At 62.1% G+C, this 12,815-nt stretch carries 11 protein-coding genes and 1 pseudogene; 9 read left to right on the forward strand and 3 right to left on the reverse strand.

Going from position 1 to position 12,815, the window contains the following annotated elements; translation table 11 throughout:
- Nucleotide 1 precedes the first annotated feature (1 nt).
- The 6 genes from galE to XF36_RS21590 all read left to right on the forward strand — a co-directional run bounded on the left by galE (nt 2) and on the right by XF36_RS21590 (nt 6,258).
- Nucleotides 2-988 carry a UDP-glucose 4-epimerase GalE gene (gene galE, locus XF36_RS35775; protein ID WP_082375566.1) on the forward strand — a complete coding sequence of 329 codons (987 nt, stop codon included), beginning with the start codon at nt 2-4 and terminating at the stop codon, nt 986-988.
- Nucleotides 873-2,492: an alkaline phosphatase family protein gene (locus XF36_RS30760; protein WP_082375567.1), complete on the forward strand. Its 1,620-nt coding sequence runs from the start codon at nt 873-875 to the stop codon at nt 2,490-2,492. The genes galE and XF36_RS30760 overlap by 116 nt, the downstream gene beginning before the upstream one ends.
- Before the next feature lie 170 nt (nt 2,493-2,662).
- Nucleotides 2,663-3,328: a PIG-L deacetylase family protein gene (locus XF36_RS35780; protein WP_414706257.1), complete on the forward strand. Its 666-nt coding sequence runs from the start codon at nt 2,663-2,665 to the stop codon at nt 3,326-3,328.
- A gap of 29 nt (nt 3,329-3,357) precedes the next feature.
- On the forward strand, nt 3,358-4,266 hold the full coding sequence (locus XF36_RS21585) for an ABC transporter ATP-binding protein (RefSeq protein ID WP_168169548.1): 909 nt from the start codon (nt 3,358-3,360) through the stop codon (nt 4,264-4,266).
- A gap of 68 nt (nt 4,267-4,334) precedes the next feature.
- A complete protein-coding gene (locus tag XF36_RS30770) occupies nt 4,335-5,006 on the forward strand; it encodes an ABC transporter permease (protein WP_168169549.1) in 672 nt (223 codons plus the stop codon).
- Nucleotides 5,007-5,463: 457 nt separating this feature from the next.
- Nucleotides 5,464-6,258, forward strand: a complete 795-nt coding sequence (locus tag XF36_RS21590) for an HARBI1 family protein (protein WP_060714890.1) — start codon at nt 5,464-5,466, stop codon at nt 6,256-6,258.
- On the opposite strand, the gene XF36_RS21595 is transcribed toward XF36_RS21590, so the two are convergent.
- Both XF36_RS21595 and XF36_RS21600 read right to left on the reverse strand, forming a co-directional pair.
- Entirely contained in the window at nt 6,218-7,429 is a 1,212-nt protein-coding gene (locus XF36_RS21595) for an IS256 family transposase (protein WP_238589343.1), read from the reverse strand. The two genes, XF36_RS21590 and XF36_RS21595, sit on opposite strands and share 41 nt — an antisense overlap.
- A gap of 269 nt (nt 7,430-7,698) precedes the next feature.
- Nucleotides 7,699-8,496, reverse strand: coding sequence for a transposase family protein (locus XF36_RS21600; protein ID WP_145981407.1), 798 nt, complete (start codon nt 8,494-8,496; stop codon nt 7,699-7,701).
- A 541-nt stretch (nt 8,497-9,037) separates the two neighbouring features.
- Here XF36_RS21600 and XF36_RS21605 point away from each other — a divergent pair.
- The 3 genes from XF36_RS21605 to XF36_RS21610 all read left to right on the forward strand — a co-directional run bounded on the left by XF36_RS21605 (nt 9,038) and on the right by XF36_RS21610 (nt 11,048).
- The gene (locus XF36_RS21605; RefSeq protein WP_064485667.1) at nt 9,038-9,529 is read left to right on the forward strand and encodes an NUDIX domain-containing protein; all 492 of its coding nucleotides are present in this window, start codon (nt 9,038-9,040) and stop codon (nt 9,527-9,529) included.
- 50 nt (nt 9,530-9,579) lie between these two features.
- Nucleotides 9,580-10,143 (forward strand): class I SAM-dependent methyltransferase, encoded by a 564-nt coding sequence (locus XF36_RS35785; RefSeq protein WP_414706258.1) that lies wholly within the window; start codon nt 9,580-9,582, stop codon nt 10,141-10,143.
- A 36-nt stretch (nt 10,144-10,179) separates the two neighbouring features.
- Nucleotides 10,180-11,048, forward strand: a protein-coding gene (locus XF36_RS21610; RefSeq protein ID WP_060713651.1) for an IS5 family transposase whose coding sequence is annotated in 2 segments (ribosomal slippage) — nt 10,180-10,291 and nt 10,291-11,048 — 870 coding nt in all. Because the reading frame shifts where the segments join, the coding sequence is not laid out codon by codon here.
- 378 nt (nt 11,049-11,426) lie between these two features.
- On the opposite strand, the pseudogene XF36_RS35300 reads toward XF36_RS21610, so the two are convergent.
- Nucleotides 11,427-12,782 (reverse strand): annotated as a pseudogene (locus XF36_RS35300) (IS256 family transposase); the annotation flags it as partial.
- Nucleotides 12,783-12,815: the final 33 nt, after the last annotated feature.

Raw genomic sequence — 12,815 nt, forward strand, 5'->3', positions numbered from 1 at the left:
GATGAGGGTTCTCGTAACAGGCGGCGCCGGCTACATCGGTAGTTTTGTGGTCGACCAGCTTATATGCTCTGGACACGACGTGCACGTCCTGGACGATCTGAGCGCGGGACGACGCGGAGCTGTACGACCCGAGTCAGGGCTATCGGTCACCGACATCCGCGACACTGCCAGCGTACAGCGTGTCTTCTCTAATGCCCGTCCTGACGCCGTTATACATCTTGCTGCACTCAAGTCGGTTTCTGAATCATTTCGCGCTCCGGGTCACTACCAGGACGTGAACGTCGCCGGGACCGAAAGTGTGCTCGAGGCTGCCGCTCACGCGGGGATTGGCGCCCTAGTCTTTTCATCAACCTGCGGCGTGTACGGAAATGCTGACTACCCGACGCCCGAGAGTCATCCCGTCCGACCACTGAACCCCTACGCACAGTCGAAAGCCGATGCGGAGACCGCTGTCCAGCGATTCTCTCAAGCCACAGGTTGCCGATCTGCTATCCTCCGATTTTTTAACGTTTCTGGGGCTCAGCCTGAGCGCGCGCTAGGTCATGCTTTGGATGACGAGCAGCTCATCCCTCGGGTGCTAGACAGCGTGTTGAATCATGCTGCGACCGTGACAATTAATGGTAACGATTACCCCACGCACGACGGTACGCCCGTACGTGACTTTGTGCACGTGGCAGACGTTGCTGCGGCGCATCTAGACGTCATGTCGCTTCTAATCGCTTCGAGGTGGCCCGGAGGGACTTTAAATGTCGGCCGGGGTCAGGGATCGTCCGTTAAAGAGATCGTCGAGATGATTCGCTTTGTCGCTGTGCCTCACTTGAGTGTGAGGCTGGGCCCTCGACGTCCGGGGGATCCGGCTGCAGCCGTGGCCGATGTCAGCCGGATACTCGAGGTCGCAGGTTGGCGCGCCACCCGCGACCTACGGTCTATCGTCTCGTCTGCGTGGGCCTGGCATTCCGGGGAAAGTCTGCGGGTGCACGGTGCCTGACACTCCAAGCGTCCTCGTCGTCTGCGTAGACGGGGGCCTCCCTGAGGTGATCGCGCGGTGGGGTTCCTTCTCCTCGCGCAAGCTGGGTCTGCCCCATCCGTTCTCGGTAGTAGGTCGTATGGCCACAGTGTTCCCCTCGTCCACAGCCCCAGCTCATGCCTCAATGGTGTCAGGAACTTTGCCCTCGTTACATGGAATTATCGGCAACCGATTCTGGTTCGGAAACGAGAGCGTAGGCGACATTCGCAACGTTCTTTCTAATCCCGTGTCAACGCTTCATCCTTATCGGGCCAGCTGCCGCTTAGGCGACTCTGTGGCCGACTCGCTGCGAGCTGCAGGTGCCAGGATTGCTGCCGTACATTTCCCGTCGCTCTTCGACGAACGGTCGGAGTACTTCTCGATGTACTCGGTGTACTCGCCGGCACAGCAGTTGAGCGTCATCATAGATGAGACGGTTCCGTTCACAATCTTTGATTGGCCCTACCGCATGAGCGTAACTGCCGGACGGGGCGGCTTCACTGTTGAGGTAACTGACACTGATGACATGCCAGTTTGGGATGCACAGATCAGATTGGGTTCCCCAACAGAATTGCTGATCCCGACCCCCGTTGGCAGATTTGCCGCTCACGTAACAGTAACAGGTGCCTCCCGGCAAGAAGTCTTTATTTTTCTAGGCACGGGGACCCTCGTCCTCAGCAGCGACGATAACTTGCTCGGCCCGTCTGCAGCGTGGGGGTCGTCTTCGCCGGCACCAAGCTACCCCGGCGGCGTAGACGACTTCTTCTGCGAAACGCCGAGCGAAAACTGGGTTTTCACGACAGCGCGTCAGGTCATCGAGCGAACTGAGCCTGACGTTCTATTTGTCCGCTTCAACCAGGCTGACCATGCTCAGGAACATCTGTTCTGGCAGGCTGTGCGTGGTGCTGGTGAGGCAGCCGTCACAGCCCGCAACAAAATCTTCAGCGTGTACGATGCGATTGAGGCGCGAGTTCAAGAGTTGGTGGCTGATATTGGAAACCCGAATCTGGTCGTCTTAACGTTATCAGATCATGGCATCGACTATGTCGAGGAGCATCTCAACCCGAACGTGGTCGTGGAGGATTTGGGTCTGGCGGAACGGGCCGTCTTTCAAGGCGACAGCAACATTGCCTTCTTGTACGGACCCAGTCTTACCTCTCGCGAGGTCGACTCCATTCTCCAGACGACATCGTGTGCGACCGGTGCTAGTCGTGTAGGTTCTGCTAAGCTCAACAAGATTGGTTTACCCGGATTGTCACCCCGTGTTGGGCGGGGTGCACTTCTGCTGGGCGCTCACCGGGAATTCTCCTATGGCCTGCCAGGCCTGCACCGCACTGTTCGTTCCGCATCGCACGGTGCGGGTATTGAGTACCCAACCATGGCGGCGGCGTCGGCCATCACGGCGCCTTTCGAACTTGAACGTCCGCAGCGCATTACAGATGTACGTCGGATTGTCGAACAAGCGTGGATACGGACAGGTCCATGACAATGAGCCTTTTTCAACCTGACCAGCGAGCTTCTGCGTCAGGAGATCGCGAAGGTTGCAGCGCAACTGCTCTGACCACAGCTGCACAGGTCACCGGCTCGCCAGCTCGGCGTCTGCACCCACACAACCAGGCCCCTGAGCTGCCGGAACGGCAGGTTGAAAAGGGCTCAATGAGTATCGAACGGGCGCTTGTGATAGCTGCCCATCCCGATGACGAAGTACTCGGGCCGGGAGCAACTACCGCACGACTCGCTGGAGAGGGCTCCTCGATCGCAGTGCTCGTGCTGGGATCGGGAGTGTCAGAGCGTCGTGTTGGCGGCACCGTCGAGTCGTCCCATCGGGCCACCGAGCGGGCCGCAGCTGCTCTCGGCACTCAAAGGGTACTGTTCGGAGACTTCGGCGCGGCAAACATATTGCTGTATGAACATCGCCGACAAGACATCGTTAGTGCAATCAGTGCAGCGGTGCGTGATCACTGTCCGGAGTTAGTATTCACACACTGCTCGAGCGACGTGCACATCGATCACCAGATTGTCCACCAATGCACAGTATATGCTTTGCGCTATATGGCAACGAAGCCCGTGAGGTGCCTGCTTTCTTACGAAGTTCCCTCGTCCACCGACCAAGGACTCTCGGGCGCGTTTACGCCGCAGGTTTATGTTAACGTCGACGAGACCCTCTCTGCGAAGGTGGCGGCAATGAGCGAGTATACGTTTGAACTCGACGGTCTAGGGCGGTCTGAGCTCGGTATTCGAACTCTCGCAGCGTACCGAGGCATGCAAGTTGCCATTCCGTCCGCCGAGGCGTTTACTGTCGCGAGGCAGCTTTGGCTTTGACTGAGCGCCCAGTGTTCGTAGCGGAGAGGGTGACGAAGCGTCTCGGCGGGATTGTCGTGAACGACTGTGTGGATCTTGATGTGAGGCCCGGTGATTTCTTTGGAATATTAGGACACAATGGTGCCGGTAAGACCACACTTGTAAAGCAGATGGTTGGACTGCTTAGACCCACTGAGGGTGTACTGCAGTATTGTGGAATCAATGTGACTAAAGCCGGACATATTGTCTGCCGGGACGTCGGTTATATGCCACAATCCGCCCATGCCCTGAACGCCTTAAACGTCGCCGAGTCGTTGCTTTTCACCGCCCGTCTGAAGGGCCTCCGACGGAACCTAGCCGCGCGGGAGCGCGACCGTGTCGCCGACCTGTTGGGATTGGCGTCGTTGATGGACCGTACAGCCCGCACCCTCTCGGGCGGCGAACGGCGGTTACTACAGGTTGGCGTCGCGCTCGTGGCCGATCCACTCGTACTGGTGCTCGATGAGCCGACAAACGAGATGGACCCAGTGCGCCGGCGGCAAGTGTGGGAGCTGCTGTGGCGCTTGAATCGGCACGAAGGCAAGACTGTTGTCATGGTCACCCACAGCCCTCGCGAGGCGGAGCAAGTGCTTAGTCGCGTAGCGATGATGGACGCGGGTCGGGTTGTACGGACCGGAACGCCGGCCGATCTGGTTGCGAGCGCCGACGGCCGGCTCCGGCTCCGCGTATCGATGGACGGATGCGACAGTAGGCGTCGGGCGATGATTCTGAAGCGACTCAGAACGGTCTGTCCCACGGCTCAGGAAACCTTCGATGCAATCGTCGGGATGGTGCCTCGGGGCGCAATTGAACAAGCGGTACACACCTTGGAACGTCTATCTGTTCACGACTTTTCCCTCGCCCCACTTGGACTAGAGGACGTCTACGTTCGCGAGCTCACCACCGACGGGCGGTTGTGATGATAGTCGCTAACATTCGCGATGTGTTGCTTATGCAACTTAGGAACTGGAGGTGGTCCTGGCCATCAATGGTGCTCACAGGCATGCTTACTCCAACTGTGACGCTTTTAGCGTTCACAACGGTGTCGGATGGTGCAGAATCGACGCAGCTCAGCGTGTTTGCTGGGGCAATCACGCTCGCTGTCTTATTCGAGACTCAGAACAAAGTAGCGTCGAACTTCTCGTTCATGCGGCAAACCGGAGCACTTGACTTTTTCGGGTCTCTTCCTCTCAGACGAGAGGCGCTCATCGTCGGTACGGCAGCGGCCTTTTTCCTTCTCGCTGTACCTGCGGTCGTAGTAACGACGGCCGTCGGCTGGACCATGCTCGACGTCACGATCTCCCTTCAACCGTTATGGCTAGTTCCTTTCGTCCTTGCGATAGCTGTCTTTACCGGATTAGGCGCAATCATTGGTTCTATGTCATCCTCAATTGAGCAGTCTTCGAGTATTAGTCTTGGTGCGACCGTTCTACTGACTAGCGCCGGGCCAGTAATCATTGATCCGGGGCGCTTGCCCGATTGGTTGAACGTCGTTGGCTACGTGAATCCAGCTGCTCTTGGCTCGGATTCACTCCGCGCCGCGCTTACCGGCACGCACGTATACGACGGCGCTTGGGTTATCACAATGTTGTCCGTGGCAACTATTGCGGTGTGGCTGCTGGTCGGTTTCTTAATGCCGTGGCGAGGTCGCCGGCAGTAGGCTTCGCAGGTACCCGTCGACGCGACAGACTGTCGGTCGATCGAGATCTGTCAGGATCTTTTCCCCAACGTGACTATGGAACGTTAGCGACGCTATGTTGCACAGGTACCTGGCGGGCCGGCTTTTGCGGGGGAATTAATCGGTCGAGCAAGAGGATTTCTTGAGATTTGTAACGAGCTACCCGACACGTTTCTGGCAGCTTGGATTAGCACTCTTGCCGCATTTTCTAGGTATCATCCACGAGAGTCGAAGTGTTTACAGCGTACGTAGTGAGCCTTTCCCAGTAGTGGGGAGCGGCTGGCGGCGACACGCCGGGGGCGTGGAGGTGCTCAACGAGGGTGCGGGACCCCAGTAGAAGAGATCGGTCCGCTCAAAGATCGACTCACCACCGAGGTCCCGCGTGCCCGATCCTGTCACCTACACCGCCGTGCTCCCGATCGGGGAGCCCACCGCGTCCATGTTGTCGCGGCTGTTGGCCGAGGAACGCCTCCGGCGCGGGACCCGGCGCGGGCGTCGGGCGCTGGACTGTGACCGCCACGCGGTGCTGGTGCTGCGCTGGTTCCTCGACGCGACCCGGGTCGCCCAGCTCGCCGCCGACAACCAGCTGAGCCTGTCGAGTACCTACCGCTACCTGCACGAAGGCATCGACGTTCTGGCCGCCGCCGCGCCTGGACTGCCCGGCGCGCTGCTCGCGGCCCGCACCGCCGGGCACACCCACGTTCACCTCGACGGCACCGTGATCCACACTGACCGCTCCCGCACTCCCGGACCGACCCCGGGAGTGGATCTGTGGTGGTCGGGTAAGCACCACGTCCACGGCGGGAACGTTCAGGTCCTCACCGCGCCTGACGGGTGGCCGTTGTGGACCTCCCCGGTGCGCCCGGGCCGCGAGCACGACACCACCTGCGCCCGCGGTCACCCCGGCCTGCTCGACGCGATCGAGGGCTGGACCGACGACACCCACGTCGTGCTCGCCGACCTCGGCTACGACGGTGAGAACACCCGCCTGACCTGCCCGTTCAAGACCCCCACCGGCGGCGGACTGTCGGTGGACAAACGCACCGTCAACACGCTGCACTCCGCCACCCGAGCCCTGGCCGAACGCGGGAACTCCCTGCTCAAGACCACCTTCAAGGCGCTACGCCGGGTCAGCTTCTGCCCCTGGCGGATCGGCGGGGCCTGTCTCGTGATCGGTGTTTCGGCGTCGTTGCTCAGTAGGTCTCGGCTCCCGGCCAGCGGTCACCGAACGTGATGGCGAACGCGTTGATCACGGGCTTCCAACGCATCGTCCACCTCGTGCGGCCCGTCCCGGTCGGGTCCAGGCTGCGAGTCACAAGATACAAGCATTTCATCGCAGCCTGCTCAGTGGGGAAATGACCACGCGCCCGCACCGCGCGCCGGTAGCGGGCGTTAAGCGATTCGATCGCATTCGTAGAGCAGATCACCCTTCGAATCTCGACGTCGTAGTCCAAGAACGGCACGAACTCTTCCCACGCGTTGCGCCATAGCCGGATCATCGCCGCGTACTTACGGCCCCATTTCTCGTCGAGCTCATCCATAGCGATAAGTGCTGCATTCGGGTTGGGCGCGGCATAGATTGGTTTGATGTCGCGCTTCACCGCGTCCCAGTCCTGTCGACCCACCAGCCGGAAAGTGTTTCGGATCAGGTGCACGACGCAGGTTTGGACAATGGTTTGCGGCCACACGTTGGCCACGACCTCCGGGAGTCCTTTGAGGCCGTCGCAGACCAGGAACAGCACGTCACGCACGCCGCGGTTCTTCAGGTCGACCAGCACGCTCATCCAGAACTTCGCGCCCTCACTGCCGACGCCCATCCACAGCCCCAGCACGTCCTTGCAGCCGTCCACGGTGACGCCGATGGCTGCGTAGACCGGCCGGTTGGCGACCTGCCCGTCCCGGACCTTGACGTGGACAGCGTCGATGAACACCGCGGCGTACACCGAATCCAACGGCCGACCAACCCAGTCATTCATCTCGGCGACGACCTTGTCGGTGATCCGCGAGACCGTCTCCTTCGATACTGACGCCCCATAGATGTCAGCGAAATGTGCGGAAACCTCCCCGGTCGTCATCCCTTTCGCATACAGCGACAGTACGACCTCGTCGACATCTGTGAGGCGCCGCTGACGCTTCTTCACGATCTGCGGCTCGAAAGTGCTGGCCCTGTCTCTCGGAACGTCGATCTCCACGTCACCCGCGGCATCCGAGAGAACCGTCTTCGAGCGGGACCCGTTCCGCACGTTGGTGGATTCCCGGCCGGGGTCGGCCCGGTTCTTGTCGTGCCCGAGGTGCTCGGTCATCTCCTCGTTCAGCGCCGTTTCCAGAACATTCTTGGTAAAGAGCTTCAACAGGCCGTCCGGGCCGGTCAACGCCAGCCCGCGCGCCTTCGCCTCGGCCACCATCGCCGCCGCAGCGGCCCGCTCCGCCGACGCCTGCCGAGCAGGCTTCGGGTCACCCTCGCTTGGATCCACAAGGTCCGATGTCATCACTGTCCGTGCCCATCTCGCCGGACCTCAGCCCGGCGTGTCGGGCCGAAAACACCGATCTTGAAACAGTCCCGATCGGCGCGATCACCGCCGCCGCGCTCGTCCTGCTCCACGTCGAGCACGACCGAACCACATGATCAACCAGCACCTACTGGGAAAGGCTCAGTGAGCGTTTGCCAACCTGATCAGACGTTGGTGATCATGAGCGTCTGAACAGCGGCGACGAGGTCGGTGGCGTGGCTGGGGCTGGAGCAGATCTTCCGCAGGATCCGCCAGTTCTTGAGCTCGGCGTTGACCCGTTCACCGGGCCCGCGTTGGCGGGCGTGAGTGGTGTTGACTTCCTTCTGTGCTGCAGACAGGGGCCGGTAGCGGCCGGTGTCGCGGTCCAGGCGTCGCCTGCGCTGCGGGACGACGACGTGTTTGCCGGCGCCTTGGTAGGCGGTGTCGGCGATCGCCTGAACGCCGGCGTCGGCGAGGGCGTCGATGATCCCGTGCTGGCGGGCCGCGGCGATGTCGTGACGGGCACCGGGCAGCGCCGGTGAGATCCACACCAGCCGGCCGGCCGGGTCGGCGATGACCTGCACGTTCACGCCGTGGCACTTGTGCTTGCCGGAGTAGAAGCCGGCGTTGTAGTCCGATCCCATCCCGACCCGGTCGATACGCAGCAGGCTCCCGTCGAGGATCACGAACGCCTTCCCGCGGGCGACCTCGATCGCCTGCTCGAGGCTCGGGGCCAGGTCGGCGAGCAGCGCGATCGCCTCGCGGATGTAGCGGAACGCGGTCGAGGTACCGACGCAGAACCCGCCCGCGAGGTCGGCGTAGGTCTCGTTCTTGCGCAGATGCGCCACCACGAGCAGGGCCTGGCGGCCGGCGGAGAGCTTGCGCCAGCGGGTGCCGAGCTGGTTGCGGTGGCCGCGCAGGGCGTCGGCGAGCTGTTGGATGACGCGGCTGGACACGTTCATCGCGGACGGGTAGGACTGCACGTGAAGCTCCTGGTCAGGCGTGTTGATCTAGTCAATCGCCCGTCTACCAGGAGCTTCACCAATTCACGGACACGCCACGCCGCAGAGCCGCTGACCAGCACAGATCAAGTTGGCAAAGGCTCAGTGAGCCTTTTTCAACCTGACCAGCGAGCTTCTGCGTCAGGAGATCGCGAAGGTTGCAGCGCAACTGCTCTGACCACAGCTGCACAGGTCACCGGCTCGCCAGCTCGGCGTCTGCACCCACACAACCAGGCCCCTGAGCTGCCGGAACGGCAGGTTGAAAAAGGCTCAGTGTCAGGTCGACTGGGGCCAGTTCTGGGTATAGTTTGAATCAGGACGATACCTCATCGCCAGTCTGGTACTAGTACGGGAGCTCGAACTGTGGTGAGAGGCGCGCATCAGCTCGACCGGTATCACGCGGCTCGCGATTCATTCCGTCGACCGCGATCTGAACCGATTTGGTCTGCGTCGCGCCGTACCGTCCTGGACCCCACGACGACCAGGTTTGGCAGATCTCAGCGAAGGCGATATGGTCGTGGCGATGGCCGTGCCAGAGTTCGTCCGCAACATGCGCGCTCAGTTGGAGCCCGGTCACCTGCTTTGGTTGCCTGGGGTCAATGCGGTGGTCGGGGATCGTCGGGGTCGCGTGCTGCTGCAACAGAGGCATGCAGGCGGCATCTGGTCGGTGCCGGCCGGGATCATCGAACCGGGCGAGGAGCCGCGGGAGACCGTGCGACGTGAGCTCTGGGAGGAAGCGGCGATCGAGGTCGACATTGAGCGGCTGACGAGTATTACGGTCTCCCCGGTCCACTGTTACGAGAACGGCGACTCCGCACAGTACTTGGAGCTGACTTTCCGCTGCCACCACCGAGCTGGCGCCGCCGAGGTGCACGACGATGAGTCCTACGCCATCGATTGGTTTGAGCGCGACCACCTTCCACCTCTACGACCAGCGGTCCGACGACGGGTGGGCCATGCCTTCGACAGTTTCGATGGCGATGTGTTGTTCGCAGGGATGCCGGAGCTACCGTGAATAGACGTGACAGAGTCGAGCGATGGAACCACAATATTCACTATCACGATGTGGTCTTTAGCGCATTACACCCCGCAGACCGTAACGCGTTAGATGTGGGCTGCGGTGAAGGCGGGCTAGCCCGTGAGCTCCGGCGGCGTTTGCCATCGGTGACTGGAATCGACTCGGACGTGGAGAGCGTCGAGCTCGCTATTGCCCAGGACACAGTCGGTGACATCGACTTTCGCTGTGGCGATTTTATGACCGCAGATCTTGAGCCCGCGTCATTCGATCTCGTCTCATGCGTGGCGACGCTCCATCACCTCGACGGGGCGGCCGCGTTGCAGAGGATGCGCGCCCTTGTTCGCCCCGGAGGACGCCTCGTCGTCGTCGGACTCGCCCAGGCCAAGATTCCTGCTGACCTCGGGTGGGAGTTGCTTGGTTCTATCTCACACAGATGGCACACTCGCAAGCAACGGGCGTGGGAACACCCTTCGCCGGTGATATGGCCGCCACCGATGACGTTCCGAGAGATGCGGACGCTTACCGATGAAATGCTTCCAGGGCGACGTTTTCGACGCCATGTCCTCTGGCGTTTTTCCGTAGTATGGACTCGGCAGTTAGAGTCTTTCTAAGAGCGTGTTTGAGAAGGGTCGGCGTGTCTGCGCTGGATGCGTCCGGGTGTGGTCCATCGTGGAGGAGTGGCTCGGCGTAGGCGGCGGTACCCCTCGGACACCAGCGATGAGCAGTGGGCGTTGATCGAGCCGCTGCTGCCAGCGGCGGGGCGGGAGGCCGGCCGGAGAAGCACGCGCGCCGTGATGTGGTGGATGCGATCCTCTATGTCGTGCGCGCCGGGTGCGCGTGGCGTGCTCTACCAGTTGATTTCCCGCCGTGGCAGACGGTGTACTGGTACTTCAACCGGTGGGAGCAGCAGAGGGTCACCGAGCAGATCCTCCCGATCGTGCGCCGTCAGCTACGCGCTGATGAGGGCCGCGACCCCGAACCCAGCGCGGGGATCATCGACTCGCAGTCGGTGAGGAGCGCTGACACGGTCGGGCGGGACACCCGCGGCTACGACGCCGGGAAGAAGATCAACGGCCGGAAGCGGTTCATCGTGACCGACACCCTCGGCCTGCTGCTGACCACGATGGTGTGCTCGGCCTCGGTCCAGGACCGCGATGGCGCCAAGTCGACCCTGCTCGACCTCTACCTGCGCACGAGGGTGCGGTTCGTCTACGCCGACGCCGGGTTCGCCGGGCGCCTGCTGGACTGGGCGACCACGATCCTGCACACCAGCGTCGAGATCGTGCGCAAACCGCCTGAGCAGCGCGGATTCGCCGTCCTCCCGCGGCGGTGGGTGGTCGAGCGGACCCTGGCCTGGGTCACCGCGCACCGCCGCCTGGCCCGGGACTACGAACGCCACCCCGCAGTGTCCGAGGCCATGATCCGCTGGGCGGCGATCAACACCATCACCCGCCGCATCGCCCGTGGCGAACCCGCCCGACGCCAGCAGAAGTACGTAGTCACACCCTCAACATGATCTTCTCAAACACTCTCTAAGAGGCGTTCTTTAGAGTGAGCCTTGGCCGATCTGACGGACGGGCAGTTCAGGAACTATGACGACAACGATCTGGCAGCCGTCGAGCAGTCCTCGCCGACGCGTTGGCGGCGGTAGGCGTGGGCCAGGACGTCATCGAAGCGTCCGACGCGTGCGTTGGCGCGGACTCCTTCGGCGATCGTGCCGGCCACAGCCACCGGTGCGGGGGCAAGGCGGTCGGTGCTGGTGCTGATCCGGCCCGGGCCGAGGTTGACCTCTCGGTGAGCGTTCGAGCCACGTCCTATCTCCACGGCCGCCCCGAGGAGATCGGGCCTGTCATGATTTCCGTGTAAGCCACGGGTAACTGCTGTTGTTACTCTATCACAGTGGGAGTCGTCCGGGGAATAGGACGACGAGGGTGTTCAGGGCGGTTTTCCAGCCGTGGGTTCCGGTTCCTGATGTTCCTCCTCGCTTGCTGGAGATGTTGCGGAGTCCGAGGTAGAGGAGTTTCATCGCGGCCTCGTCGGAGGGGAAGTGGCCGCGGGTCTTGGTGATTTTCCGGAGTTGGTAGTTGATGGATTCGATACTGTTGGTGGTGTAGACGATCTTCCGGAGTTCCGGTGGGTAGTCGAGGAACGGGATGAACTCTGCCCAGGCGCGTCGCCAGACGTCGATGACGCCGGGGTATTGGCTTCCCCATTCGGTGTCGAGGTTGGCGAGGGCGAGTTCGGCGGCTTCGACGGTGGGAGCGGTGTAGATCGTCTTCATCGACTTCACGATCTTCTTCCGGTCGACGTAGGACACGAACCGCATGGCGTTGCGGATGACGTGCACGACACAGGTTTGAACGACGGCGTCGGGGAACACGCTGGTGATGGCTTCGGGGAGCCCGGTCAGGCCGTCGCAGCAGGCGATGAGGACGTCGCGCAGGCCGCGGTTGCGGAGCTGGGTGAGGACTGAGCCCTTTTCAACCTGCCGTTCCGGCAGCTCAGGGGCCTGGTTGTGTGGGTGCAGACGCCGAGCTGGCGAGCCGGTGACCTGTGCAGCTGTGGTCAGAGCAGTTGCGCTGCAACCTTCGCGATCTCCTGACGCAGAAGCTCGCTGGTCAGGTTGAAAAAGGCTCACTGAGTGCCAGAACTTCGCGCCCTCGGTCTCGGCGATCCAGCACCCGAGGGCGTGCTTGCGTCCTTCGACGTCGACCCCGATGACCAGGTGCGCGCTCTTGATGGTGACTGCGGCCTTGTCGCGGACCTTGATGCGGATCCCGTCGACGTAGATGATCGGGTAGATCTCGTCGACGGGGCGGTTCCGCCAGATCTCGATCTCGTCGTTCACGACGTCGGTGATGTTCGAGATCATCTCCCGTGAGGCTTCCACGCCGTAGACTTCGTGCAGGTGTGCTTCGATGTCTCGGGTCGTCATTCCCCGCGCGTAGCAGGACAAGACGAGTTCGTCGATCTGTCCGACCCGGCGGCGTCGTTTCGGCACGATCTGGGGTTCGAACTCGCCGTTACGGTCACGCGGCACCGAGATCGTGACCGGGCCGTTGGTGGTCGACACCGTCTTACGGCTGCTGCCGTTGCGGGAGTTCCCCGACCCGGCGCCGGCGGGATCGTCGCGGTCGTAGCCGAGGTGGTGGGTCATCTCGGCCTGCAGCGAGCGTTCCAGGACGGCCTTGGTCATCTGGTTGAGCAACCCGTCGACGCCGTCGATCGGGGTTCCGGTGGCCTTCGCATCGGCTTGTCGACGACGGGCTCAGACTGACCCCCT

It is taken from the genome of Pseudonocardia sp. HH130629-09 (assembly GCF_001294645.1).
Taxonomy (GTDB): domain Bacteria; phylum Actinomycetota; class Actinomycetes; order Mycobacteriales; family Pseudonocardiaceae; genus Pseudonocardia.

Bases quoted from the DNA above. Each gene is read 5' to 3' on its own strand.
- XF36_RS30770 (WP_168169549.1), top strand. From the start codon at position 4,335: ATGGTGCTCACAGGCATGCTTACTCCAACTGTGACGCTTTTAGCGTTC.
- XF36_RS21595 (WP_238589343.1), bottom strand. From the start codon at position 7,429: ATGGTGGCCGAGGCGAAGGCGCGCGGGCTGGCGTTGACCGGCCCGGAC.
- XF36_RS35780 (WP_414706257.1), top strand. From the start codon at position 2,663: ATGAGTATCGAACGGGCGCTTGTGATAGCTGCCCATCCCGATGACGAA.
- XF36_RS21605 (WP_064485667.1), top strand. From the start codon at position 9,038: ATGGCCGTGCCAGAGTTCGTCCGCAACATGCGCGCTCAGTTGGAGCCC.
- XF36_RS30760 (WP_082375567.1), top strand. From the start codon at position 873: ATGTCAGCCGGATACTCGAGGTCGCAGGTTGGCGCGCCACCCGCGACC.
- XF36_RS21590 (WP_060714890.1), top strand. From the start codon at position 5,464: ATGTTGTCGCGGCTGTTGGCCGAGGAACGCCTCCGGCGCGGGACCCGG.
- galE (WP_082375566.1), top strand. From the start codon at position 2: ATGAGGGTTCTCGTAACAGGCGGCGCCGGCTACATCGGTAGTTTTGTG.